The organism is Streptomyces sp. NPDC050161, assembly GCF_044460025.1.
Lineage (GTDB): Bacteria > Actinomycetota > Actinomycetes > Streptomycetales > Streptomycetaceae > Streptomyces.
Window position 1 is genome coordinate 169,014 of record NZ_JBITJM010000009.1, and the last position, 22,806, is coordinate 191,819.

The 22,806-nt window shown below is 70.8% G+C and carries 26 protein-coding genes; 16 read left to right on the forward strand and 10 right to left on the reverse strand.

The features are described from left to right. The first annotated feature begins 290 nt into the window (after positions 1-290). The 3 genes from ACIBK8_RS17595 (at position 291) to ACIBK8_RS17605 (ending at position 3,212) form a co-directional block, all read left to right on the forward strand. Positions 291-1,949, forward strand: coding sequence for a hypothetical protein (locus tag ACIBK8_RS17595; RefSeq protein ID WP_399042734.1), 1,659 nt, complete (start codon positions 291-293; stop codon positions 1,947-1,949). Beyond that, positions 1,936-2,307, forward strand: coding sequence for a hypothetical protein (locus tag ACIBK8_RS17600; protein WP_399042735.1), 372 nt, complete (start codon positions 1,936-1,938; stop codon positions 2,305-2,307). The genes ACIBK8_RS17595 and ACIBK8_RS17600 overlap by 14 nt, the downstream gene beginning before the upstream one ends. Before the next feature lie 260 nt (positions 2,308-2,567). Next, complete coding sequence (locus ACIBK8_RS17605; RefSeq protein WP_399042736.1) at positions 2,568-3,212, forward strand: hypothetical protein; 645 nt, start codon at positions 2,568-2,570, stop codon at positions 3,210-3,212. Positions 3,213-3,261: 49 nt separating this feature from the next. On the opposite strand, the gene ACIBK8_RS17610 is transcribed toward ACIBK8_RS17605, so the two are convergent. Continuing rightward, positions 3,262-3,468: a DUF5988 family protein gene (locus ACIBK8_RS17610; RefSeq protein ID WP_399042737.1), complete on the reverse strand. Its 207-nt coding sequence runs from the start codon at positions 3,466-3,468 to the stop codon at positions 3,262-3,264. Between the two features lie 171 nt (positions 3,469-3,639). Here ACIBK8_RS17610 and ACIBK8_RS17615 point away from each other — a divergent pair, with 171 nt between their 5' ends. Beyond that, a complete protein-coding gene (locus tag ACIBK8_RS17615; RefSeq protein WP_399042738.1) occupies positions 3,640-4,788 on the forward strand; it encodes a DUF5954 family protein in 1,149 nt (382 codons plus the stop codon). A 37-nt stretch (positions 4,789-4,825) separates the two neighbouring features. On the opposite strand, the gene ACIBK8_RS17620 is transcribed toward ACIBK8_RS17615, so the two are convergent. After that, a complete protein-coding gene (locus ACIBK8_RS17620; protein WP_399042739.1) occupies positions 4,826-5,656 on the reverse strand; it encodes a hypothetical protein in 831 nt (276 codons plus the stop codon). Between the two features lie 189 nt (positions 5,657-5,845). Here ACIBK8_RS17620 and ACIBK8_RS17625 point away from each other — a divergent pair, with 189 nt between their 5' ends. The 6 genes from ACIBK8_RS17625 (at position 5,846) to ACIBK8_RS17650 (ending at position 13,433) form a co-directional block, all read left to right on the forward strand. Continuing rightward, complete coding sequence (locus ACIBK8_RS17625) at positions 5,846-7,348, forward strand: aldehyde dehydrogenase family protein (protein ID WP_399042740.1); 1,503 nt, start codon at positions 5,846-5,848, stop codon at positions 7,346-7,348. A 206-nt stretch (positions 7,349-7,554) separates the two neighbouring features. Then, a complete protein-coding gene (locus tag ACIBK8_RS17630; RefSeq protein WP_399042741.1) occupies positions 7,555-9,123 on the forward strand; it encodes a GMC family oxidoreductase in 1,569 nt (522 codons plus the stop codon). Then, positions 9,123-10,268, forward strand: a complete 1,146-nt coding sequence (locus tag ACIBK8_RS17635) for a glycine betaine/L-proline ABC transporter ATP-binding protein (RefSeq protein WP_399042742.1) — start codon at positions 9,123-9,125, stop codon at positions 10,266-10,268. The genes ACIBK8_RS17630 and ACIBK8_RS17635 overlap by 1 nt, the downstream gene beginning before the upstream one ends. After that, the gene (locus tag ACIBK8_RS17640) at positions 10,268-10,435 is read left to right on the forward strand and encodes a hypothetical protein (protein ID WP_393689010.1); all 168 of its coding nucleotides are present in this window, start codon (positions 10,268-10,270) and stop codon (positions 10,433-10,435) included. The genes ACIBK8_RS17635 and ACIBK8_RS17640 overlap by 1 nt, the downstream gene beginning before the upstream one ends. Further along, positions 10,432-12,426 carry an ABC transporter permease gene (locus ACIBK8_RS17645; protein WP_399042743.1) on the forward strand — a complete coding sequence of 665 codons (1,995 nt, stop codon included), beginning with the start codon at positions 10,432-10,434 and terminating at the stop codon, positions 12,424-12,426. Before ACIBK8_RS17640 ends, ACIBK8_RS17645 begins: the two co-directional genes overlap by 4 nt. A 2-nt stretch (positions 12,427-12,428) precedes the next feature. Further along, on the forward strand, positions 12,429-13,433 hold the full coding sequence (locus tag ACIBK8_RS17650; RefSeq protein WP_399042744.1) for an ABC transporter substrate-binding protein: 1,005 nt from the start codon (positions 12,429-12,431) through the stop codon (positions 13,431-13,433). A 109-nt stretch (positions 13,434-13,542) separates the two neighbouring features. Here the strand turns inward: ACIBK8_RS17650 and ACIBK8_RS17655 are convergent, their stop codons facing one another. The 3 genes from ACIBK8_RS17655 to ACIBK8_RS17665 are packed head-to-tail and all read right to left on the reverse strand — an operon-like array spanning position 13,543 to position 14,849. Then, entirely contained in the window at positions 13,543-13,752 is a 210-nt protein-coding gene (locus tag ACIBK8_RS17655; RefSeq protein ID WP_399042745.1) for a DUF397 domain-containing protein, read from the reverse strand. Between the two features lie 54 nt (positions 13,753-13,806). Further along, entirely contained in the window at positions 13,807-14,016 is a 210-nt protein-coding gene (locus tag ACIBK8_RS17660) for a DUF397 domain-containing protein (RefSeq protein ID WP_399042746.1), read from the reverse strand. Beyond that, positions 14,013-14,849 (reverse strand): Scr1 family TA system antitoxin-like transcriptional regulator, encoded by an 837-nt coding sequence (locus ACIBK8_RS17665; RefSeq protein ID WP_399042747.1) that lies wholly within the window; start codon positions 14,847-14,849, stop codon positions 14,013-14,015. The genes ACIBK8_RS17660 and ACIBK8_RS17665 overlap by 4 nt, the downstream gene beginning before the upstream one ends. A gap of 113 nt (positions 14,850-14,962) precedes the next feature. Here ACIBK8_RS17665 and ACIBK8_RS17670 point away from each other — a divergent pair, with 113 nt between their 5' ends. Both ACIBK8_RS17670 and ACIBK8_RS17675 read left to right on the forward strand, forming a co-directional pair. Further along, entirely contained in the window at positions 14,963-15,340 is a 378-nt protein-coding gene (locus ACIBK8_RS17670; RefSeq protein WP_399042748.1) for a hypothetical protein, read from the forward strand. Between the two features lie 26 nt (positions 15,341-15,366). Beyond that, positions 15,367-15,825, forward strand: a complete 459-nt coding sequence (locus ACIBK8_RS17675; protein WP_399042749.1) for a hypothetical protein — start codon at positions 15,367-15,369, stop codon at positions 15,823-15,825. 151 nt (positions 15,826-15,976) lie between these two features. Here the strand turns inward: ACIBK8_RS17675 and ACIBK8_RS17680 are convergent, their stop codons facing one another. Then, positions 15,977-16,267, reverse strand: coding sequence for a hypothetical protein (locus tag ACIBK8_RS17680; protein ID WP_399042751.1), 291 nt, complete (start codon positions 16,265-16,267; stop codon positions 15,977-15,979). Positions 16,268-16,551: 284 nt separating this feature from the next. Here ACIBK8_RS17680 and ACIBK8_RS17685 point away from each other — a divergent pair, with 284 nt between their 5' ends. Next, complete coding sequence (locus ACIBK8_RS17685; protein WP_399042752.1) at positions 16,552-16,806, forward strand: ribbon-helix-helix protein, CopG family; 255 nt, start codon at positions 16,552-16,554, stop codon at positions 16,804-16,806. Further along, on the forward strand, positions 16,803-17,237 hold the full coding sequence (locus ACIBK8_RS17690; RefSeq protein ID WP_399042753.1) for a type II toxin-antitoxin system VapC family toxin: 435 nt from the start codon (positions 16,803-16,805) through the stop codon (positions 17,235-17,237). Before ACIBK8_RS17685 ends, ACIBK8_RS17690 begins: the two co-directional genes overlap by 4 nt. Before the next feature lie 227 nt (positions 17,238-17,464). Here the strand turns inward: ACIBK8_RS17690 and ACIBK8_RS17695 are convergent, their stop codons facing one another. Beyond that, positions 17,465-17,719, reverse strand: coding sequence for a hypothetical protein (locus tag ACIBK8_RS17695; RefSeq protein WP_399042754.1), 255 nt, complete (start codon positions 17,717-17,719; stop codon positions 17,465-17,467). Positions 17,720-18,157: 438 nt separating this feature from the next. Between ACIBK8_RS17695 and ACIBK8_RS17700 the strand changes: the two genes are divergently transcribed. Further along, the gene (locus tag ACIBK8_RS17700) at positions 18,158-19,351 is read left to right on the forward strand and encodes an alpha/beta hydrolase family protein (protein WP_399042755.1); all 1,194 of its coding nucleotides are present in this window, start codon (positions 18,158-18,160) and stop codon (positions 19,349-19,351) included. Positions 19,352-19,435: 84 nt separating this feature from the next. Here ACIBK8_RS17700 and ACIBK8_RS17705 read toward each other — a convergent pair whose 3' ends face one another. The 3 genes from ACIBK8_RS17705 to ACIBK8_RS17715 are packed head-to-tail and all read right to left on the reverse strand — an operon-like array spanning position 19,436 to position 21,173. Then, positions 19,436-20,200, reverse strand: coding sequence for an isocitrate lyase/phosphoenolpyruvate mutase family protein (locus ACIBK8_RS17705; RefSeq protein WP_399042756.1), 765 nt, complete (start codon positions 20,198-20,200; stop codon positions 19,436-19,438). After that, a complete protein-coding gene (locus ACIBK8_RS17710; RefSeq protein ID WP_399042757.1) occupies positions 20,197-20,679 on the reverse strand; it encodes a carboxymuconolactone decarboxylase family protein in 483 nt (160 codons plus the stop codon). The genes ACIBK8_RS17705 and ACIBK8_RS17710 overlap by 4 nt, the downstream gene beginning before the upstream one ends. A 5-nt stretch (positions 20,680-20,684) precedes the next feature. Then, positions 20,685-21,173, reverse strand: a complete 489-nt coding sequence (locus ACIBK8_RS17715) for a carboxymuconolactone decarboxylase family protein (RefSeq protein ID WP_399042758.1) — start codon at positions 21,171-21,173, stop codon at positions 20,685-20,687. 47 nt (positions 21,174-21,220) lie between these two features. Here ACIBK8_RS17715 and ACIBK8_RS17720 point away from each other — a divergent pair, with 47 nt between their 5' ends. After that, a complete protein-coding gene (locus tag ACIBK8_RS17720; protein WP_399042759.1) occupies positions 21,221-22,726 on the forward strand; it encodes a PLP-dependent aminotransferase family protein in 1,506 nt (501 codons plus the stop codon). The last annotated feature ends 80 nt before the right edge of the window (positions 22,727-22,806 follow it).

Here is a 22,806-nt window from a genome sequence, read left to right on the forward strand (position 1 = left end):
CCGTCAACCCGCTGGCACGGGCCGTCCTCCTCCCTTATGCTGCGCCTTCCGTACCGCGCTCAGTTGCCGGGATCCGCACGGGCAACAAGGCCGCGGGACCGGCCTGTTGGCGCTTTGGGGGAGCGGTGACACCACAGATGAATGTGCCTCGGCAGGGTGGGGAGCCGGGCGGGGATCCGGCGGGCGCCGGCGGTATAGCAGGGCCGCCACCACCACCGGCCGTGCCGCCGCAGACCGCGGTTCCGCCGGGGGCCAGTGAGGCGACCCGGTTGTTGTGTGCCGGGACGTATATGGATGACGCGTTCCGTGATGCCGTCATCGATGAGCTGTACGTGCATGAAGAGCGGTTTGCTGCGCCTTCCTTGGGCATTGATGCGGCGCGGGTGCTGGCGCATGCGCTGCGTGCCCGGCGGATACAGCTCTGCTGGGCGGGGGCCGTCCTGCTGTTGTGGGTGGGGGCGGTGCTCCTGTCGCAGGGGCTCGCCGCGCTCTACTTCGTTCCCGTCGTCCTGATGGCGCTGGCACGCTTCGTGCGGCGGGCGCCGGTGCCGCAGTGGCTGTCCCGGCCTGTCGCCTTTCTGCTGCGCTGGTACGGCCGGATCAGTCTGGCCGTCACCCTGCTGACGTTCCTCTTCGCGGCGTTCGGCGGGACGTTCCAGCTGATGGGGGGCCTTTCGGGCCTCTTCGGCTGGTCGGACGATGACAGTTACGGCACCTACAGCTCGGCTGGTGACTTCGAGTGGACCGGCGACGGGATGGGTGCCTCCGGGTACGGCAGCGGTCTGGCGCCGGTCTGGATCGCGCTGCTGTTTCCGGTGGCGGTCGCCGGCATCGTCGGTCTGCAACGCGGGAAGTTCGCCAGGGTGCTGGCCGCCGAGCTGTCGCGCGCGGAATTCCCCAACCTGCTGCGTGATCCGGCGGAGGGGCACACCGGCGCGCGGTTCCAGCGGCTGCGGGAGCGGGTGCGGGCCGAGCAGCACGGGCCGTTGGTGATGTACCGGCCCGCCGAGCCGTTCCGCGGCGCCGGTACCGCCTTCCGTACCTGGTCGCTGTCGGTTGAGCTGCGTCCCCGCAAGGACCGCAAGGCCGAACCGCTCGACAACAGCGCCATCCTGGCCCGCATCGTCCCGCTGGTCGCGGCGTTGCGGGTGCCTTCGCCGCACGGCTCGCCGCAGGCCCAGGCCGCGGTGCGGGACCGGCTGCGCGAGCTGGAGATGGACGAGTGCGTGTTCCTTCCGGCCGAGGGGCTGCCGCACCGCGGCGCGGCGCCGTACGCGCCGGCGGCGTTCGAGGAGCACCGGGCCGCCGCAGTGGAGGAAGGCGGCGAGCCGCGGCGGCACTTCCTGCGCATCCGGGTCGGCGGCTGGAACGAATCCATCGTCACCACGGTGTTCGTGCGGGTGCACACGCAGGGCGGCATGCTGATGCTGGAGGTCGCGCCCCATGTGCTGTGGTCGCTGCGGCAGTTGTTCCAGGACGCCGACCGGATCGCGCACCAGTACCGCCACCTCAACCCGTTCGGCAAGGCGGTCTGGGCGCTGACCCGTACGCCGCAGGCCGCGGGGCGCGCGGTGAGCACGCTGGCGCGCGGCCTGTGGTCGGTGTGGCGGCTGGCCACCGCCGGGTACGGCGCGGCGCTCCCGGACGGGCCCGCCGCGTCGGTGCGCGAGCTGGGCACGGACGAGGAGGCGTCGCTCTTCCAGGAGATGGACGTCGCCCGTTATCTGCGGACGATCGAGCAGCGGGTGGCGGCGGGGGTGACCACCGCGCTGCGCGAAGCCGGTTACGAGACGGATGAGTTCGAGCGGCGGGTCGTGCATGTCGCCGAGGGCGGTGTCTACGTCGAGTCGGCGCAGGGCGCGGTCGGCATCGGCGACCACAACACCGTCACCCACCACACGCAACGCGGCAGCACCACGACGGAAGGGGCCAGGGGTGGCAACGGCTGACGAGCAGGGCGGCGGCATCCACATCGGAAGTGTCCAGGGCGCCCTGGCCATTGGGAACAACAACACCGTGACGCAGTACGGCGGCGGGGCCGCGTCCGTGGATGCGGCGCAGGAGGAGTTGCTGCGTGCCGTTCGTGCGCTCCGTGCCGATCTGGACAGGGTGGTGGAGAGCCCGCAGACCGTGGCGCTCGGCAGTGAACTGGCCGACACGGAGGCGGAGATCGCGGACAACGGGGCGGCCGGGCCCGGTCGGCTGGCCAGGCTGCGTACGGCGCTGACCGACGCGAACGCCGTCGTCGGGCTGCTGTCCTCCGGCGCCGCGGTCGGCCAGGCGGTCGCCGCGCTGGTGGGAGGGTGACGGTGAACGGCGGCCCGGCCCGCTGGAACAGTGAGACGCAGAGCTGGGAGGACGGGGGGCCTCCTCCGGCGGCGTATACGGGGCCGTTGCCGCCTCGGCCGGTGTTCGCTCCGGTGGTGTCTGATGATTCGTCAGGGGCCGTCTGCGGTGGCGGTGTTGTGGATCCTGTTGTTCCTTCTCAGGAGCCGATGCGTCATTTGCCGGGCACGGTGGGGGAGGAGGGGGCGCGGGCGGGCGGTGCTGCTCGGCCGCGTCGTTCCGTGCCCCTCATTGCGGGCGCGGCAGTGGCCGTGATCGCGCTTGCGGCGGGCGGGAGCTGGCTGTTGTGGGGGCGGGACGAGGGCGGCGCGGCGGTCGCGGGGCCGCCGGCCGTGCACACGTCGGGCGCGCCGCCGGTCACGGAGGCTCCCGAGACGACGGCCGGGCCGCCGTCGTCCCCGGCGGCACCCTCCGAGGTCCCGGAGGGCTTCCGTCTCATCCATGACGCGGACGAGGGCTTCACCACCGCCGTTCCGGAGTACTGGGCGCGCAGCAAACGCAAGGACGGGGTGTTCTACACGTCGAAGGACGGCAGCCGGCTGGTGCAGATCTTCGAGATCGAGGAGCCGGACATCACGCCGCGGCAGGCCCTGGAGGAGGCGTCGAAGGGGCTGGCGGGCAATCCCGGCTACGAGGAGATCGGGCTCGGGCCGCTGGAAGGGCCCGCGCCCGGCTCGGCGGCGGCCCAACTGGTCTACGCGTACGACAGTGAGCGTGCCGGCGGGCGCGTCAAGGTGGTGGACTGCGCCTTCACGGCCGATGACGGCCGTCAGTTCGCGGTGCTGGTGCTGGCTCCCGAGGACGCCTGGCCGCAGCAGGAGGACACGCAGCGGGTCGCGCTGGACGCGTTCCGGCCGGACGTCTGAGTGCGGGAGGCCGGGGGAGCGGGGCGCCCGGGAGGCGGGCGCCCGGCTGCTACTCCGCGATTTCGGTGCGCTCCCACCACTCGTAGACGGGCAGCCGTCCCTGGGCGGTGTCCTGCTGCCGGCCGGTCGCCCGGAAGTGTTCGTAGCCGCCGCGGAACGGGATCTTCAGCTCGGTTCCGGGCGGGTCGAGCGGAACGATGCGCTCCGGCAGCTCATCGGGGCCGCCTTCGAGCACTGCCTGCGTGGTGTCAGTCATGCCCGAATTGTCTTCCCGGTGTGCCTGGCCGCGGGCACCGGCACGCCGACGGGCGGGCGTGACGGCGCACGGCCGTCGGCGTGAGCCGTGCCGGGCGCCGATGCCACCCCGACAGGTGGTTTGTCCGCCGATCAGCGCCGTACGGAGGTGGCCCGTGCACACACTGCGTGCATGACGGAACACGGTGAGGAAGTACCCGCGTACCGGACCATCAGGGTCACCGCACAGGACGGCCCGGTGGCGGCGTTTTCGGAGGAGGAGGCATGGCGGGCGCGGGAGCGCTATCCGGAGATCCTCGGCACCGGCGGGCCGGTCTTCGGGTGCGTGCGCGAGCGTGAGCTGGGCGGCTGGGAGGTGCTCTCGTTCGGCGCGGGCGGACCGCAGGAGGCCAGGGACGGCATGGCGTCGCTGTTCCGGCGGCTCGCGCAGGTGGCGGGGGCGGCCGGGGACGCGGTGGGCGAGCGCGACTGCCTGGCGGCGGCGGGCCGGCTGGACTGGGAGAAGCTCGACGAGCTGACCGTGCTGGGGGACCGCTACCGGGTGGTGCGGTGCGAGGAGTTCGTACGGATGGGGCCCGACGGGCCCGAGCCGCCGCGGCCTTCGGACCCGGATCCGGCAGCGCCCGGCGAGGCACACCGGGTGCCCGACCGCGCCAAGGGCTTCGTGCTGGATCCCGCGGTCGGCACGGGCATGTCGGAAGGCATCCTCAAGCTCGACCTGCTCCAGTTCGTGCAGGCGGAGGGCGCGGTGCCGCCGGACGTCCACCGTGACGCGCAGCTCGCGGCCGATACGCATCCGGGCGGGGTGCTGCTGCCCGCCGCCTTCATGATCGCCGAGCGGGCCGACGGGGAGTGGCAGGCGCACACCGCCTCCTGCGGGACGCCGCAGGCCGCCAGGGACGCGCTGACGATGTGGCTGCGGGTGCTGGCGCCCGTGACCCTGAAGCTGAGCGCGGCGGAGCGGGACGCGTACGAGCGGGCGGGGAACCGGCTGGACGAGCGGCCGGGCGACGACGTGGTGATCGAGGGCTGGTCCGGCCGCTTCAAGGTGGTCAGGGTCGAGCGGCTGGTGCGGATCGGCCCGGAAGGACCCGAGGGCCCGCGGCCTTCCGACCCGGACAGCGAACTGCCCGCCGCGCAGCAGGCACGGCAACTGCGCGAACAGGGACTGCTGGGCGGCGAGGGCGGCGCGGGGTGCGGGCCGCGGGAGCGCTGGGACGACCCCGCAGGGCGCACCGGGCACGAGCACGTCAGGCGTCGACCGGGGGGTGCGGAGTCCGGCGCGGAGCGGACGGAGCGGGCGGACAGGTCGGAACCGTAAGGGAGTTGGGCGGCGGCCCCGGCGCGGGGCCGCTCGGTCAGGTGCCCTGTGAGGGCTCCTGGGTCTCGCCGGGCAGCTTCCCCTTCAGGGTGGAGATGGCGAGGCTGTCGGCGGGGGACGGGGTGGTGGCGGCGACCGGCACGCCGTAGTTGCTCAGGAGCAGGGTCGCGGTCTCGTGGTCGATCTCGGTGGTGAGCCTGCGGGGGTAGTGCTTGCCCTCGATGGCGACGTAGAGGGTCTGGGTCGCCGGGCCGCGCTTCTTGATGACGGGCAGTACCCGGGTGCCTTCCTGGACGGTCGGCTTGCCCTTGCTGAGGGTCAGCTTGGGTGTCGGGCTGGCGCCGGGCGAAGGGGGTGTGGACTGCGGGTGTTCGGGGCCCGCGGTCTGCTTCTGGAAGGCGGCCAGATCGCAGGGCGCGGAGAGGGCGGACAGCATGGTGTCCGACGTGGTGCCCTGCAGGTAGCGGCCCTTGACGCGGGCGATGATGTCGGCGGCGGCGTCCGCGGGCAGCTGGCCCTTCCAGAAGGCGTCGTCCGGCTTCATCCAGATCTGCTTGCCGTGCTTGATGATGTCCACCCGGCCGTAGACGCCCTTGCTGAGGGTGCCGATGCAGTTCCCCGAGCGGTCGAGGCTGAGGTCGAGCTTGGTCTCGTCGACGCTGGTCTGGGTGCGCAGCCGCAGGGACGTCGCCGCCAGCAGTTCCTTCCGGGACGCGTCCGAGATCTGCTGGGCCGTCTTCCCGGCGAGGTCGCCTTCGTCGCCCGGGTCGTCCGCCGCCGCGACACCCGTGCAGGCCACCCCGCTGAAGAGGGCTGCGCCGCAGGTCAGCGCGGTGAATTGAGTTGCGGTACGGCGTCTGCTGGTCATCTCGGCACCTCCGCACCGACGAGGGCGTACGGCTATTCAGCGTACTTTTCCGGACATTCGACCGCACATTGAGTGACTCGGGTCACTTTCCATGAATGTTTGGGCATAAGCAAGGGGCTTTCGGGGAGGGGTCCTCGTTGCTGGTGTGAACCAGTGCGAACAAATCGGTAAGCGGAAGGCAGAACAGAAGTGTCGGCAATCGAGACCATTCACGTAGACGGGGTGTGGCGGGCCGCCGCATCCGGCGCCACGCGGGAGGTCCTCGACCCCGCCGACGCGACCGTCATCCAGCTGGTGTCCGAGGGGGGCGCGGAAGACGCCGACGCGGCCGTCGCCGCCGCCCGCCGCGCCTTCGACGAGGGCAGCTGGCCCGCCACGCCCGTCGCGGAGCGCTCCGCGCTGCTCCGCCGCGTCGCGGACCTGCTCCAGCGCGACCGCGAGGAGATCGCGCTCATCGAGAGCCGCGACACCGGCAAGACCCTGGAAGAGGGCCGGGCCGACGTCGACGCCGTCACCGACGCCTTCCGGTACTTCGCCGACGTGGTGATGAACGAGAGCGGCGGCCGGGTCGTCGACGCCGGTTCGCCGGACGTGCACAGCGTCATCGTGCACGAGCCGGTGGGTGTCTGCTCGCTCATCACGCCCTGGAACTACCCGCTGCTGCAGGCCAGTTGGAAGGTCGCCCCGGCCATCGCCGCGGGCAACACCTTCGTCATCAAGCCCAGCGAGGTCACCCCGCTGTCGACCGTGCACCTGATCAAGCTGCTGGTCGAGGCCGGTCTTCCGGCCGGGGTCGCCAACATCGTCACCGGCGCCGGGCTTCCGGTCGGCCAGCGGCTCGCCGACCACCCCGACGTGGACCTGTTCTCCTTCACCGGTGGCCTGGCCAGCGGCACGAAGGCGGGCGCCGCCGCGGTGTCCGGCGCCAAGAACATCGCCCTGGAGCTGGGCGGCAAGAACCCCAACGTGGTCTTCGCCGACTCCTGCGCCACCGAAGAGGGCTTCGACACCGCCGTCGACCAGGCGCTGAACGCGGCGTTCATCCACAGCGGCCAGGTCTGCTCGGCCGGTGCCCGGCTGATCATCGAGGAGTCGGTGCGCGACCGCTTCGTCGCCGAACTCGCCCGCCGCGCCGAGAAGATCAAGCTCGGCCGCGGCACCGAGGACGGCGTGGAGTGCGGCCCGCTCGTCTCCCAGCAGCAGCTCGACAAGGTCGAGGCGTACGTCGCCTCCGCGCTCTCCGAGGGTGCCCAGCTGCGCTCCGGCGGCTCCCGCCCCCAGCCGTCGGACGTGCGGCCCGCGAGCGGCTACTTCTACGCGCCGACCATCCTGGACGGCTGCCACCGCGACATGAAGGTGGTCCGCGAGGAGACCTTCGGCCCGATCCTGACGGTGGAGACCTTCACCACCGAGGACGAGGCCGTCGCGCTCGCCAACGACACCGAGTTCGGCCTGGCCGGCGCGGTCTTCTCCAGCGACACCGCGCGGGCCCGCCGGGTCGCCGCCCGCCTGCGGCACGGCACCGTCTGGATCAACGACTTCCACCCCTACCTCCCGCAGGCGGAGTGGGGCGGCTTCGGAAAGTCCGGCATCGGCCGGGAGTTGGGCCCCACCGGCCTGGACGAGTACCGCGAGAGCAAGCACATTTACGAGAACCTCCGGCCCGAGCCGGTGCGCTGGTTCGCCGGCTGATCATCCGTGACCGGCGGCGGGCGGGCCCCTGACGCGCCCGCCCGCCGCCCGGCACCCCGGCCGCCCCCGCGGCCCGAGCAGCACGCCCGCCCCTTTCCCCGCGGACCGTGCGCAACTCCCCCCGTACGCCCCCGCTTGCAGCACCCGCCCTCACCGGCATCGCAGTACCGCAGCAGCTCACGCACTGTGCACGAAGGAGCACCCCCATGCCCCCCTCTTCCCCCGCCTCCCGCACGATCCAGGCCGACTACGTCGTCGTCGGCGGCGGCACCGCAGGATCCGTGATCGCTTCCCGGCTGACCGAGGACCCGGACGTCAGCGTCGTCGTCATCGAAGGCGGCCCCACCGACATCGACCGTGAGGACGTGCTGACGCTGCGCCGCTGGCTCGGCCTGCTCGGCGGCGACCTCGACTACGGCTACACCACCACCGAGCAGCCGCGCGGCAACTCGCACATCCTGCACAGCCGCGCCAAGGTGCTCGGCGGCTGCTCCTCGCACAACACGCTGATCTCCTTCAAGCCGCTGCCGTCCGACTGGGACGAGTGGGAAGCGGCCGGCGCGGCCGGCTGGGGCGCCAAGGACATGGACCCCTACTTCGGCAAGCTCCGCAACAACATCGTGCGGGTCGCCAAGAAGGACCAGAACGCCATCGCCACCGACTGGGTCGAGGCCACCAAGAGCGCCCTCGGCGTCCCGGAGGTCGTCGGCTTCAACGACAAGCCCTTCGACGAGGGTGTCGGATTCTTCGACCTGTCGTACCACCCGGAGAACAACAAGCGGTCCTCCGCTTCCGTCGCCTACCTCCACCCGCACATCGAGGCAGGTGACCGCCCCAACCTCACGCTGCTGCTGGAGACCTGGGCGGACAAGCTGGTGCTTGACGGCAACCGCGCCAAGGGCGTGCACGTGCGCACCAAGGACGGCGAGGAGATCTACGTCGAGGCCGGGCGCGAGGTGCTGGTCTGCGCCGGTGCGGTGGACACCCCGCGGCTGCTGATGCACTCCGGCATCGGCCCGCGCAAGGACCTGGAGGCGCTGGGCATCGACTGCGTCCTCGACCTGCCGGGTGTCGGCGAGAACCTCATCGACCACCCCGAGTCGGTCATCGTCTGGGAGACCAACGGGCCGCTGCCGGGCAACTCCGCGATGGACTCCGACGCGGGCCTGTTCGTCAAGCGGGATCCGGAACACAAGGGCCCCGACCTGATGTTCCACTTCTACCAGATCCCGTTCACCGACAACCCCGAGCGGCTTGGCTACGAACGCCCCGAGCACGGCGTGTCGATGACCCCGAACATCCCCAAGTCCCGCTCCCGCGGCCGGGTTTACCTGACCTCCGCCGACCCCGAGGTCAAGCCCGCCCTGGACTTCCGGTACTTCGAGGACGAGGACGACTACGACGGCCAGACCCTCGTCGACGGCATCAAGCTGGCGCGCAAGGTCGCCCAGGCCGAGCCGTTCGCCAAGTGGCTCAAGCGTGAGGTCTTCCCCGGCCCCGAGGTCACCGACGACGCGGAGATCAGCGAGCTGGTCCGCAAGGCCGCGCACACCGTCTACCACCCCGCCGGCACCTGCAAGATGGGCGCCGAGAGCGACGAACTGGCCGTCGTCGACCCGCAGTTGAAGATCCGCGGCCTGTCCGGCATCCGGATCGCCGACGCCTCCGTCTTCCCGACGATGCCCGCCGTGAACCCGATGATCGGCGTGCTGATGGTGGGGGAGAAGTGCGCCGAACTGCTCCAGGAAGCCCCGGCCAAGGGAGGTGATGCGTGATGGCGCACTCGTCCGCCGACGCATCCGGCATATCCGCGTCCACCGCCACCGCCACCGCCACGAAGAGCAAGGAAGACACCGGGAGCGGCGAGAGCCGCGAGGTCGTCTTCTCCGCCCGTAACCTCTGGAAGGTCTTCGGGCCCAAAGCGGACCGCATCCCCGATGACGCATCGGTCACCGGTCTGAGCGCGCAGGAGCTGCGCGAGCAGACCGGCTGCACCGCCGCCGTGCGGGACGTCTCCTTCGACGTCCACAAGGGCGAGGTCTTCGTCGTCATGGGGCTCTCCGGCTCCGGCAAGTCCACCCTCGTGCGCTGCCTGACCCGGCTGATCGAGCCGACCAGCGGCACCCTGGAGATGGACGGCGAGGACGTCATCGGCATGGACCGCACCGCGCTGCGCGAACTGCGCCGCCGCCGCGCCTCCATGGTCTTCCAGCACTTCGGTCTGCTGCCGCACCGCACCGTCCTGGACAACGTCGCCTACGGCCTGGAGATCCAGGGCGTGGGCAAGGCCGAACGCCGCGCCAGGGCCGCCGAGATGGTGGAGAAGGTCGGCCTGGCAGGGCTGGAGAAGCGCCGCCCCGGGCAGCTCTCCGGCGGCCAGCAGCAGCGCGTCGGTCTGGCCCGCGCGCTCGCCGTCGACCCCGAAGTCCTGCTGTTCGACGAGCCGTTCAGCGCCCTGGACCCGCTCATCAGGCGTGACATGCAGGAGGAGGTCGTCCGCCTGCACCGCGAGGAAGGCCGGACGATGGTCTTCATCACGCACGACCTCGCCGAGGCGCTGATGGTCGGCGACCGGATCGCCCTGATGCGCGACGGAAAGATCGTCCAGCTCGGCACGCCCGAGGAGATCGTCGGCTCCCCCGCCGACGACTACGTCCGCGACTTCGTCCGCGACGTCCCCCGCGAGCAGGTCCTCACCGTGCGCCGCGCGATGCGCCCCATCGAGGACGGCGAGAGCGGCAAGGGCAAGGAACTGGCGCCCGACACCCTCATCTCGGACGCCATCGAAGCCGTCGTCCGCTCCGGCGACGCGGCCCGCGTCGTCGAGGACGGGCGCTGCCTCGGCGTCGTCGACCACGCCTGCCTGCTGGACGTGGTCGCCCGCATCGACCGTCCCCAGCCCGACGGGGTGGCCGCCTGATGTATCCCGCCACCCCCCACGGCGGCGCCCTGCGCGCCGTCCGCGTCCCCCGCGACCCGGCCCCCGCGGCCCGGCTGCGCATCGCCCTCAAGCGCCACTGGCGCGAGGCCCAGCGGGCCGCCGCGATGAACGTGCTCGCCGGCACGGTGAAGCGGGGCCGCGCATGAGTTCCGCCGCCACCACCACGCCGCCGGGCTCCCTCGGCGGCGCCACCACCGACGGGCCGCTGGCCGCCGTCCGGCGCCACCGCGGCCTCAGCAAGATCCTGCTGCTGGCCGTCGCCGCCGCGGTGCTTGCCCCGCTGCTGCACGCCCAGTGGTCCGGCGGCGCGTGGCCCACCGAGCTGACCGTCGACGTGTCGGGGCCGCTCGGCAAGACCAGCGACTGGATCATCGACAACCGCGACAGCCACCCGCTGTTCGTCTACTTCCTCGGCCACCTCTCCAACGCCGTGGTGATCTCCGTACGCGGCGTCTACCTGCTGCTGCTCGCGCTCGGCTGGACCGGCGTCACGGCCGGCGTCACCCTGGTCGCCTGGCGCGTCGCCGGGCTCCGCATCGCCGCGACCGCCCTGGTCTCCTTCCTCGTCAGCGGTCTGCTGGGGATGTGGGTGCCGACCATGCAGACGCTCGCGCTGATGATCGTCGCGGTGATCGCCTCGGTCGTCGTCGGCGCGGTGCTCGGCCTGGCCGGAGGTCTGTCGGACCGCGTCTTCCGGCTGCTGCGCCCGGTCCTGGACACCATGCAGGTGCTCCCGGCCTTCGCCTACCTCCTGCCCGTCGTGCTGATCTTCGGCATCGGCGTGCCGGCCGCGCTGCTGGCCACCGTCGTCTACGCGGCGCCGCCGATGGCCCGGCTCACCGCGCTCGGCCTGCGCGGCGCGGACGCCGGGGTGCTGGAGGCCGTCGCCTCGCTCGGCGCCACCGGCCGCCAGCGGCTGCTGACCGCCAGGCTCCCGCTGGCCCGCAAAGAACTGCTGCTCGGCCTCAACCAGACGATCATGATGGCGCTCTCCATGGCCGTGATCGCCTCGATGATCGGCGCCGCCGGTCTCGGCGACCGTGTCTACCAGGCGCTCGCCTCCGTCGACGTCGGCACCGCGCTCGCCGCCGCCGTCCCGATCGTGCTGCTGGCCATCGTCATGGACCGCACCACGGCCGCCGCGGGCGAACGCCTCGGCTCCGACGCGCAGGCCACGGGGCCCGCCCTGCTGCGCGGCTGGCGTGGCTGGGCGGGTGTCGCGGTGGTCACCGCCGTGCTCACCGCCGTCGGCCGGCTGGCCGGGTCCGAGGTCTGGCCCACCGGCTGGACCGTCGCCATCGCCCGCCCCGTCAACGACTTCAAGGAGTGGATGGTCGACCACCTCTACTCCGGCATCCCCGTCGTCGGCGGCACCGCCGACTGGGCCGCGCACTTCACCGACTGGGTGCTCAACCCGCTGCGGGACGGCCTGACCGCCCTCCCGTGGTACGCCACACTGCTCATCGTCGCCGCGCTGGCCTGGCTCATCGGCACCTGGCGCACCGCCCTGACCGCCGTCATCGCGATGGCCGTGATCGGCGTGCTCGGTGTCTGGAAGCCGTCCATGAACACCCTCTCCCAGGTGCTCGCCGCGCTCGTGGTGACGCTGGTGATCGGCGTCGGCGTGGGCATCCTCGCGGCCGGCAGCAAGCGCATCGAAGCGATCCTGCGGCCGGTGCTCGACGTCATGCAGACCATGCCGCAGTTCGTGTACCTGATCCCGGTCGTCGCGCTGTTCGCCGTGGGCCGCGCCCCGGCGGTCGCCGCCGCCGTGGTCTACGCGCTGCCCGCCGTCATCCGGATCACCACCCAGGGCCTGCGCCAGGTCAGCCCGGCCGCCATGGAGTCGGCCACCTCGCTCGGCGCGACCCGCTGGCAGATCCTGCGCCAGGTCCAGCTGCCGCTGGCCCGCCCGGCGCTGCTGCTGGCCGTCAACCAGGGCGTGGTCCTCGTCCTCGCCGTCGTCATCATCGGCGGCCTGGTCGGCGGCGGTGCGCTCGGCTACGACGTCGTCACCGGCCTCGCCACCGGCGATCTCGCCCTCGGCCTGGTCGCGGGTGTCGCCATCGTCTGCCTCGGCCTGATGCTCGACCGGGTCACCCAGCCGACGGAACGCCGCACGGGGAAGGGAGCGTGACCATGTCCCGCACGCGTACGCGAACCCGTACCCGGGTGAAGATCGTCGGCACGTCGCTGCTGGCGGGGGCGACGCTGCTCGCGCTCTCCGGCTGCGGCAAGGCCGACATGACCAAGCAGGCGTCGCCGTTCGCCGCGGCCAAGGGCACCAAGTCCGTGACCCTGTCCGTACAGACCTGGGTCGGCGCGCAGTCCGACGTCGCGGTGGCGAAGTACCTGCTCGAAAACGAGCTGGACTACCACGTCGACACCGTCCAGGTGGACGAGATCCCCGCCTGGGACGCGCTCAGCCAGGGCCGCGTCGACGCCATCCTGGAGGACTGGGGCCACCCCGACCAGGAGAAGCGGTACGTCCAGGACAAGAAGACGATCACCGACGGCGGGCCCAACGGCGTCACCGGGCACATCGGCTGGTTCGTCCCCAAGTACTGGGCCGACAAGCACCCCGAGGTCACCGACTGGAAGAACCTCAACAAGTTCGCCGACCAGCTGCGGACGTCGGAGAGCGGCAACAAGGGCCAGCTGATGGACGGTTCGCCGTCCTACGTCACCAACGACAAGGCGCTGGTGAAGAACCTCGATCTGAACTACGAGGTCGTCTTCGCGGGCTCCGAGGCGGCGCAGATCACCCAGATCCAGCAGTTCGCCAAGGAGAAGAAGCCCTTCCTGACGTACTGGTACGAGCCGCAGTGGCTCTTCAACCAGGTCCCGATGGTCGAGGTCAAGCTCCCGAAGTACACCGACAGTTGCGCGGAGAAGGGCGCGAAGGATCCCAAGTCCATCGACTGCGCGTACCCGACCACGCCGCTCAAGAAGTTCTTCAACACCGACTTCGCGAAGAGCGGCAGCGAGGCTTCACAGTTCCTGAAGTCCTTCAAGTGGACCAAGGAGAACCAGAACGAGGTCTCCGAGATGATCGCCTCACAGGGCCTCTCCGCCGACGAGGCGGCCAAGCGCTGGGTCGAGAAGCACCCGGACGTCTGGAAGCCCTGGCTGCCGAAGAAGTGACCTTCGGCAGCGACCGGTGAACGCATCCGGGGCGCGGCCCCGTATCCCTCAAGGGGATGCGGGCCGCGCCCCGGATCGTTTTCGACGCTGCACCGGCGGGTCAGACGGATCAGACGGTGCCGAACTGCCCGTCCTTGACGCCCGCGACGAAGGACGCGAACGCGGTGGCGGGGACGGCCAGTTCCGGGCCGTGCGGGTCCTTGGAGTCACGGACGGGCACGACGCCGCGTGAGGCGGCGAGGTTGGGGGCGACCTCGATGCACTGGCCGCCGTTGCCGCTGTAGGAGGACTTGTACCAACGGGGGGATTCGGTCGTCACGGGGTGCCCTTTCGTGCCTGCTCGATCATCACGGCAATGGAGGTGCGGCCTGGGTCAGACGGTGCCGAACTGCCCGTCCTTGACGCCTGCCACGAAGGACGCGAACGCGCTGGTGGGGACTGCCAGTTCCGGGCCGTGCGGGTCCTTGGAGTCACGGACGGGGACGACGCCGCGTGAGGCGACGAGGTTGGGGGCGACCTCGATGCAGTCGCCGCCGTTGTTGCTGTACGAGGACTTGTACCAACGGGGGGATTCGGTCGTCACGGGGTGCCCTTTCTCAGCTGGCTGATCATGGCCACGGTCTCCGCCTGGGAGAGCGCTTCGGCCTGTAGCTGATGGTAGGCCGTCAGGACCGGCATGACGGAAGTGGATTCGCGCTCGAAGAACCCTTGGGCCTGAGACTCCGCGTAGTACAGGACGGAGCGGTCGGACATCGTCAGCAGGTTCACCGGTAGGTCGAACGGTCGGCGCTCTCCTATGGTGAACGGCGCCACCTGGAGCATGGTGTTGGGGAGTTCGGCGAACTCGATCAGCCGGTCGAGCTGTGCCTCCATGACCTCATCGCCGCCGACCCGCCTGCGGATGCAGCTCTCGTCCATCACCACCATCACCATGGGCGGACGCTCCCGCTCCAGCGCGGCTTGGCGCTCCATGAGGAAATCGACGCGTTCGACGGCCTGCTCGGGCGAGATGGCGCCCCGGTGCATGGCGCTCTCGGCCAGGACCTGTGCGTACTGGCGGGTCTGGATCAGCCCGGGAACGATCCCGATTTGATACAACCGCAACTCCACCGCCCGGCCCTCGTACCCCACGTACTCCGGGAAGCCCTCCAGCAGCGAGCCCTGGCGGAGTTCGCGTCCCAGGCGGTCGAACGAGTCCGCGCCGCCCTCCAGGCCGAATGCTCTGTCCGCGCTACGCGAAAAGCGCAGAGTGGGAGACTTCCGAGCAGTTTCGATGGCCGAGATGTGCACGCTGGAATAGCCCATGCGCTCGGCCAGATCCTCCTGCGTCCAGCCGCGCGCTTCCCGCATGCTGCGCAGGCGTGCGCCGTAGGCCGCCAGCGGCGACGCGTCCGGGTTCAACTCCTTGCGATTCAAGGTGCGTTCACTGACCTTCCGTCCTCTTGCGGCAGGTTGATTGGCTCTCAACCCTAGGCCACGCTGAGCCCCCTCGGTAGTGGAATCACTACCAAGAGTTAGGGAGGGCTTCTATGAGCGAAAAGGCTTCCTCTGTTCCGGCGGTGCTCTACATCTGTGCCGCCCGGCGCGGCGTCGTCGCCGGAGTGGCCGAGGAACGGGCGGAGCAGGAGGGCCGTGACTTCGCTGCCGCGCGCGGCCTGGAGATCGTCACGGTGGTCACCGACCCGTTCGGCGATCCCGTCCCCCAGCGGCGCAGCGGGTGGCTGCGCGTGCGGGAAATGGCGGAGCGCGGTGAGGTGGAGGTGGTCATCGTCCGGTGGCCCAACGCCTTGTCCGTCGACCATGAGCAGCGGTATCCGGAGATGAAGCACCTTGTCCGCTTCGGCTGCCAACTGCTCTTCTCCTGGGAGCCGTTGGCCGAGACGGCCGGTCTCGGGGCCACCCGGTGACCCGCTATACCGAACAGACCGCCGTCATGAAGCTGTTGAACGCCGCCGACGTGGCGCACCTCCGCATCGACGCCATCGGCGAACGCCAACTCCTCGCCCCGGACGGCATCACGCCCCTGTACCCCGGAATCCCGCTCGGCACCGCTGAACCGCGAGTGGTGTCACGTATCTCGGAACTGCTCTGGAGGAGTCGCTACCTCAGCCCCGACCGGCCGACCACGATGGCCAGGCCGCCTGCGTCGGCGCTGGAGGCCGAAGGGGTCATGGCGGCCCGGATGCTGCGCGACTCCCTGCTCGGCTTCGGCCATGCCGTCTCCGTATGGGGCGCGGCCCGGCGCGACGGTGTGCCCCACGTGATGATCGACCAGCCGTTCCCGGCCGCGGCGGCTCAGCAGATCGCGGCGGCACTCAACATCTACGACCGGCTGGTGCCGGTGACGGATGACGCGCCCGGACGGCCCCGTACGGGCCGCGCGTCGCGATGACCACGGGTGCAATGTATTCGCTGCTGAATTCTGTTCGCGAATCTGGAATTCGCGACCCTGAAATAGGATTGCCGGGCCGACGGGGTGTGCCCTGCTTTCGGGTGCCCCGCCGGCCCGGCCTGCATTCCGCGTGCGATTCCGCGGAATATCTCTAACCTGAGATGACGTCGAAGGGTATGGTGTTGGTCTGCCGGTCGCGTGATCCCTTCAGGAAGACCTGACCGCTTCCGACCGGCCACGAATTGGGAACCGTTGCTGTGGCCTTCGTGTTTTCGTTGGGCACGGGCGTGGCCGGAGTCGGGTATTCCTTACCGGCCAGGATGTACACCGCCGTGGTTACCGAACCCAACTCTTTCCCGGTGAAGTTGATCCCCTTGCCGTGGGTGGTCTCATCCGGGGTGATGTCTTCGAGGGCCATGATTTGCTTGGTCGTGACTGTCATGAGCGCTACTCCTTTGTGTGCGCTTCCTGCTTTGCGCAACCAAGGCTAGGGCGCCCCTGTGGACCCAGCAAATTCCCAGTTCCCTCAACGAATTTGTCGCCCGCGTGGCCTACTTATTCTCGGCCTCGGTGGTGACCCTTTAGAGAGCGCGTTAAAATAAACGGCAAATCTCCTTTGATTCGATTTCAACGACCTCGCGCAAGCCCCGTCAGGGTCTCCCACGCCAGGCCGATCACTGTCGCCATCGCTCGACGCCATGGTATCGAGCTTGGTATCATGCACTCATGGCTTGGACTATGCGACTCCCTGAAGAGGAAGAGGCCCGGCTCGGTGAGCAAGCAGCCGCCGAGGGGCGATCGAAGCAGGAGATCACGCGGGATGCCGTCCGCCTGTACCTCATGCGCAACCGCACCTGGGATGAGCCGTTCCTGACCGACGAGGAGACGTTCGACTTCGGTGGACCCGTGACCCGGGACGAGATCCGCTCCGCCGTCACCGAAGGTTACGAGAACCGACTGCGACGTCAGGACTGTGCGTGATCGTCGTTGCGGACACCTCGGGGATTCTGGCCCTGTTCAACCGGTCCGCACCGGAGCACATCGCTGCCCGCAAGGTCGCCGACGAGGCGAGCCTGCTCGTGGTGAGCCCTCTCGCCATGACCGAGGTGCACCACGTGGCGACCATCCGGGCAGGGCGCCGTGCGGCGGACAGCATCGTCAGATCCGTCGCTGAACGCGCACGCACACTCCGCGTCGCCCTGGCGGACACCACTCCCGCCGTCCTGACCGCAGCGGTATCCCTGCGCGTGCGGTATCAGGACCTCGACCTCGACCTCGTGGACGCAGTGAATGTGGTGCTGGCTGCCGAGTACGACACGGACGCGGTGCTGACGCTGGACCGCCGCGACTTCCGTGTGCTGCGGCCCTTCACCGGGCATGCGGCGTTCCGGGTCCTGCCCGATGATCTGTGACCTGGCCGTGACGGCTCACTCGCCCTCCATCCGCTTGAAGGCGACGATCGCCGTCTCGCTGGACTTCCCCCAGCCGCCCGGCGGGCACCATCAGTGCCACCGGCGGGCACCATCAGTGCCAGAGGAAGCGACGTCCATGCACCTGTCCGGCGGGCCGGCCCGCCCCTCGGGCTCGGCTCGGGCGTGTGGGGCAGGTCCTCTGTCGCGACCTGCCCCACACCCTTGGGTCAGCCCGTACGCGTGCCGCGGTATCCCACCGGGCCTTCGCCGGGGAACTGGGCGGTTCCCTGGAAGTTGCTGCCGCCGTCGAAGAACGTCACAGAGCCATTCCCCGTCTCACCGCTCCAGGTGACCGTTGTCCCCGTCGAGGGAGCGCCGCTCTCGGGGACGACCTCGTTGCGGTTCACGATGCTGAGCTTGAGCGGCGCGTCCGGCTGCCAGCCGCCGCCCCCCGTCTGGATCTCCGTGTTGTACGTGGCCATGAGCTACTCCTTGCTCCGCGGGTGATCGGGCGCCTGTCACGCACCCTCACCGTGACGTTCACCGTCCTCCAACTCGCGTAGTCCCATGTTGAGTTGATCGCCATGGCAAACCACGCCTGTGAGGGATTCGCGCCGCACACCCTTCCGTCCGGCCCGCTCCCGCATGAACTCCCGTGCAAAATCCGGCAGTTCCGCAGCGTCCGGCAATCTCGGCGGCACCTCACGCCGAAACAGCATCCGTAACTCCTCCAGCGCCAACCGCCCAACCGGATCTGCCATGGCTTGACCAGCGGCCAGCGGCCAGCGGCCAGCAACCAGCAAGCCCAAAAGGCACGACGCCTTAGGGGACCGTCGCCCGAATCCCCCGTGCTCTCAGGTGAACCCCCTACATCCCTGAGGGGACGTCAACTGCCGTACGGGAAGCCTACGGTCCTGCCCATGACCGGTACTCGTCGCACCGCCACCGTGGCGGCACTCCTGTTCGTGCTGCCGCTGTCCGTCGCCGCCTCCCCTCCAGCGTCGGCCGCGTCCACCGTCCCCGCCTCAGCCACCGCGCCTGCTCGGACCGCCGCGTCGGCGGGCGCCCACGTCGACCTCCCGCGCCCGACCGGACCGTACGCGCCCGGCCAGGAGATCCTGCACCTCGTCGACCAGGACCGACCCGACCCGTGGGTTCCGGCGGCGGGCCCGCGCCAGTTGATGGTGTCGATGTACTACCCGGCCAAGGAGGGGACGGGCGGACCGGCCCCGTACATGACCCCCGAGGCCGCCAGACTCATGCTGGACGTGAAGGTGCCGGGCAACACCACTCCCACCGAGGTGGTCACCGGCACCCGGACGTGGGCCGAGTCCCACGCGCGCCCGCAGCCCGGCCGGTTCCCGCTGGTGGTGCTCTCTCCCGGCTTCACCATGCCGCGCACCGAACTGACCAGCCTCTCCGAGGATCTGGCCAGCCGCGGGTACGTCGTCGCACTCGTCGACCACACCTACGAGAACACCGGGACGACCTTTCCCGACGGCCGGACGCTCACCTGCGTCATGTGCGACCAGCTGAAGACGCCGGAGGAGTGGGCGGCCCTGAACGAGAGCCGGGCGAAGGACATCTCCTTCGTCATCGATCAGTTGGCCACCCGGCGGCACCCGGCCTGGCGCTACGCCGGCCTGATCGACCAAGACCGGATCGGCATGGCCGGGCACTCGGTCGGCGGCTCCGCGACCGTCCCGGCCCTGCTCACCGATGACCGTATCCGGGCCGGAGCGAACCTGGACGGCACCATGGACGTCCCGGTGCCCGCCACCGGCCTCAAGGGAAAGCCGTTTCTGATGATCGGCCACCCGCTGGGCGACGGCCGCGAGGACCCCAGCTGGACGGAGAGCTGGGCCAACCTCGACGGCTGGAAGCGCTGGCTGACCGTCGCCGGCTCCCACCACGCCACCTTCACGGACACCCCACTGCTCTTCGACGCGATCGGCTTCCCCGAACCCCCCGGCACCACGATCGGCGCCGAACGCGGGGTGCAGCTCACCCGGGAATACGTGGCGGCCTTCTTCGCCCTGCACTTGAAGGGGACCGACCAGCCGATCCTCAACGGGCCGACCCCCGAGAACCCGGAGATCAGCTTCCACCCGTAGTTGTTGCTGTCACGTGTCGCGCGTCGCTGTGCGGGGCCGTCGGGATGCTGCGCGGGGGCCCCGAAACGAACCTTTGAAGCAAACTCAACGACCTCGTGCAAGCCCCGCCAGCACCTCCTCCGCCAGCTCCGTTACCGCCGCCATCGCCCGCCGCTGCAACCCCGGCCCGAACGTCACGCGGGAGGCGCCCAGGGTGCCCAGTTCGCGGGGTGAAGGGCCGTCGGGGGTGGCCAGCGCGTTGACGGGGAGGCCGATTTCGGTGGCGAGGGTGGCCAGGAGTGCGGGTGGGGCGAAGATCGGGTAGACGCAGTCGGCGCCGGCTGCCGCGTACAGCCGGCCGCGGCGGGCCGCCTCCTGGGTGGCCTCGGCCTGCGTGCCATCGGCCCGCGCGCCCTCGGCGCCGTGCAGATAGGTGTCGATCCGGGCGTTGATCACCAGCGCGTCGCCCGCCTCGGCCCGTACCCGGGCCAGCAGGTCGGCCTGTTCCTGTGCGTCGCGGAGCGTGCCGGAGGTGTGGTCGGTGTCCTCCAGGTTGCAGCCCACCGCGCCCGCGTCCGCGAGCCGTGCCACCAACTCGTGGGCGGAAAGACCGTATCCGGCTTCCACGTCCGCCGATACGGGGATGTCCACGGCCCGTGCGATCCGGCCGATGGCGGCGAACATCTCGTCCGGTGGCGTCTGCCCGTCCGCGTAACCGAGTGAGGCCGCGATTCCCGCGCTGGGGGTGGCGAGCGCGGGGAAGCCGGCGTCGGCGAACGCCTTCGCGCTGGCCGCGTCCCAGGGGCCCGGCAGGACGAGCGGCAGCTCCGGGCCGTGGTGCAGGGCGCGCAGTACGGCGGCGCCGCTCATGAGGCCGCGCTCCGGGATGGCGCCGCCGCACCGGGCAGCAGGCCGCCGACGGGGGTACGTGCCGCGACGTTCAGCCGGTTCCAGGAGTTCATCATCGTGATGACGGCGATGAGGTGGGCGAGTTCGGTGTCGTCGAAGTGGGCGGCGGCGCGGGCGTAGACGGCGTCCGGGACGAAGCCGTCGGTGAGGTGGGTGATGGCTTCGGTGAGGGCGAGGGCGGCCTGTTCCTTTTCGGTGTAGAAGCCGGTGGCCTCTTCCCAGGCGTTGAGGAGGTGGATGCGTTCTTCGGTCTCGCCTGCCTTGCGGGCGTCCTTGGTGTGCATGTCGAGGCAGAAGGCGCAGTGGTTGAGCTGGGACGCGCGGATCTGGACGAGTTCGACGAGTGCCGGGTCGAGGCCCTTCTTGGCGGCCTTGGTGAGGGCCAGCATCGGGGCGTAGAGGTCGGGCGCCGCCGTCATGAGGGAAAGCCGTTCGGTCATCGCGCTCACACCTGGCCCGGGGTCCGCCGGGTGGTCACGCCGAAGCGGTTCCAGGCGTTGATGGTGGTGATGGTGGCGATGAGGTGGGCGAGTTCGGTGTCGTCGAAGTGGGCGGCGGCGCGGGCGTAGACGGCGTCCGGGACGAAGCCGTCGGTGAGGACGGTGACGGCTTCGGTGAGGGCGAGGGCGGCCTGCTCCTTCTCGGTGTAGAAGCCGGTGGCCTCTTCCCAGGCGTTGAGGAGGTAGATGCGCTCCTCCGTCTCGCCTGCCTTGCGGGCGTCCTTGGTGTGCATGTCGAGGCAGAAGGCGCAGTGGTTGAGCTGGGACGCGCGGATCTGGACCAGCGCGACGAGCGCCGGATCGATGCCCTTCCTGGCCGCCGCGTCCAGCGCGATCATGGCCTTGAACACGTCGGGTGCCAGCTCGGCCCAGTGCATCCGGGGGCCACTGTGATCCGGTGTGGCGGGTGCTGCGGAAGTGGTGTGGTTCGTCATGCTGACGACGCTACGACCCCAGTGGCGCAACTGTATGGTCCACTTCCATGGACAAATCCTGGGCCACTTTCGGGCGCGACCTCCACCTGGACCTCACCGGACCCGGCGGACTGCGGGCCGGCCTGACCCGTGCCCTGCGCGAGGCGGTACGCACCGGGCGGCTCGCCCCCGGCACCCGCCTGCCGTCCACCCGCTCGCTCGCCGCCGACCTCGGCATCGCCCGCAACACCGTCGCCGAGACCTACGCCGACCTGGTCGCCGAGGGCTGGCTCAGCGCCCGCCAGGGCTCCGGCACACACGTCGCCGACCGCGCCCTGCCGCACGCCGTACCCGTCCGCCGCCCCGCGGGCCCCGGCCACCGCGCCGCCCCGCGCTTCGACCTCACCCCCGGAACCCCGGACGTCTCCGCCTTCCCCCGCACCGCCTGGCTGGCCGCCGCCCGCCGCGCGCTGACCGCCGCGCCCCACGAGGCGTTCGGCTACGGCACCGCCCGCGGGCGCCCCGAGCTGCGCGCCGTACTCGCCGACTACCTCGCTCGCGCCCGCGGCGTACGCGCCGACCCCGAACGCATCGTCGTCTGCGCCGGATTCATGCAGGGCCTCGCGCTGGTCAGCCGGGCACTGCGGGCGGGCGGCGGCGGCCCCGGCAGGGCCGCGGGGCGGCGCGGTGCGGCGGACCGCGGGCCCGGCACCACGCCGGACGGCTGGCGGCCCGGCGACGGCACGGTGGCCACCGAGTCGTACGGCCTCGACTTCCACCGCCACGTCATCGGCCGCGCCGGACTGCGCACCGTCCCGCTCACCGTCGACGCGCACGGCGCCCGCACCGCCGAACTCGCCGGTCTCGACGACGTCAGGGCGGCGCTGCTCACCCCCGCCCACCAGTTCCCCACCGGCGTGCCGCTGCACCCCGGGCGCCGGGCCGAAGCCCTCAACTGGGCGGCGGAGCACGGTGCGTTGATCCTGGAGGACGACTACGACGGCGAGTTCCGCTACGACCGGCAGCAGGTCGGCGCGCTCCAGGGGCTCGACCCCGACCGGGTCGTCTACATGGGGACGTCGAGCAAGAGCCTGGCGCCCGCGCTGCGGCTGTCGTGGATGGTGCTCCCCGACCGTCTCGTCGATCCGGTGCTCGCCGTCAAGAGCACCGGCGAATGGCAGTCAGGATCCCTGGACCAGCTCACCCTCGCCGAGTTCCTGTCGTCCGGCGCCTACGACCGTCATCTGCGCGGCATGCGGCTGCGCTACCGGCGCCGCCGCGACGCACTGGTGGCCGCGCTCGCCGCGCACGCCCCGCACGTACGGGTCTCCGGCATCGCCGCAGGTCTGCACGCGGTCCTCGAACTCCCGCCCGGCACCGAGCAGTCCATCGTCACCGCCGCCCGCTGGCAGGGCCTGGCGCTGGAGGGGCTGAGCCGCTTCCGCGACCCGGCGGCCACCGAACCCGCCCGCGACGGCCTGGTCGTGGCCTACGGACGGCCGCCCGACCACTCCTTCGCCGGGGTCCTGGACGCGCTGCTGCGGGCCCTGCCACCGGAACCGCAGGCGGACTGAGGGGTACCGGACCGGCTGGCTAGGCTGGTTCCGTTCGTACGACTGTCCAAGGCGGTTGCCGTCCTTCGGCACCGTTCACG

Coding starts and splice junctions, on each gene's coding strand:
- ACIBK8_RS17705 (WP_399042756.1), bottom strand. CDS start 20,200: ATGAGCGGCGCCGCCGTACTGCGCGCCCTGCACCACGGCCCGGAGCTG.
- ACIBK8_RS17635 (WP_399042742.1), top strand. CDS start 9,123: ATGGCGCACTCGTCCGCCGACGCATCCGGCATATCCGCGTCCACCGCC.
- ACIBK8_RS17695 (WP_399042754.1), bottom strand. CDS start 17,719: ATGGCCACGTACAACACGGAGATCCAGACGGGGGGCGGCGGCTGGCAG.
- ACIBK8_RS17685 (WP_399042752.1), top strand. CDS start 16,552: ATGGCTTGGACTATGCGACTCCCTGAAGAGGAAGAGGCCCGGCTCGGT.
- ACIBK8_RS17620 (WP_399042739.1), bottom strand. CDS start 5,656: ATGACCAGCAGACGCCGTACCGCAACTCAATTCACCGCGCTGACCTGC.
- ACIBK8_RS17670 (WP_399042748.1), top strand. CDS start 14,963: ATGAGCGAAAAGGCTTCCTCTGTTCCGGCGGTGCTCTACATCTGTGCC.
- ACIBK8_RS17680 (WP_399042751.1), bottom strand. CDS start 16,267: ATGACAGTCACGACCAAGCAAATCATGGCCCTCGAAGACATCACCCCG.
- ACIBK8_RS17710 (WP_399042757.1), bottom strand. CDS start 20,679: ATGACCGAACGGCTTTCCCTCATGACGGCGGCGCCCGACCTCTACGCC.
- ACIBK8_RS17595 (WP_399042734.1), top strand. CDS start 291: ATGGATGACGCGTTCCGTGATGCCGTCATCGATGAGCTGTACGTGCAT.
- ACIBK8_RS17640 (WP_393689010.1), top strand. CDS start 10,268: ATGTATCCCGCCACCCCCCACGGCGGCGCCCTGCGCGCCGTCCGCGTC.
- ACIBK8_RS17720 (WP_399042759.1), top strand. CDS start 21,221: ATGGACAAATCCTGGGCCACTTTCGGGCGCGACCTCCACCTGGACCTC.
- ACIBK8_RS17610 (WP_399042737.1), bottom strand. CDS start 3,468: ATGACTGACACCACGCAGGCAGTGCTCGAAGGCGGCCCCGATGAGCTG.
- ACIBK8_RS17630 (WP_399042741.1), top strand. CDS start 7,555: ATGCCCCCCTCTTCCCCCGCCTCCCGCACGATCCAGGCCGACTACGTC.
- ACIBK8_RS17715 (WP_399042758.1), bottom strand. CDS start 21,173: ATGACGAACCACACCACTTCCGCAGCACCCGCCACACCGGATCACAGT.
- ACIBK8_RS17650 (WP_399042744.1), top strand. CDS start 12,429: ATGTCCCGCACGCGTACGCGAACCCGTACCCGGGTGAAGATCGTCGGC.
- ACIBK8_RS17675 (WP_399042749.1), top strand. CDS start 15,367: ATGAAGCTGTTGAACGCCGCCGACGTGGCGCACCTCCGCATCGACGCC.
- ACIBK8_RS17615 (WP_399042738.1), top strand. CDS start 3,640: ATGACGGAACACGGTGAGGAAGTACCCGCGTACCGGACCATCAGGGTC.
- ACIBK8_RS17645 (WP_399042743.1), top strand. CDS start 10,432: ATGAGTTCCGCCGCCACCACCACGCCGCCGGGCTCCCTCGGCGGCGCC.
- ACIBK8_RS17700 (WP_399042755.1), top strand. CDS start 18,158: ATGACCGGTACTCGTCGCACCGCCACCGTGGCGGCACTCCTGTTCGTG.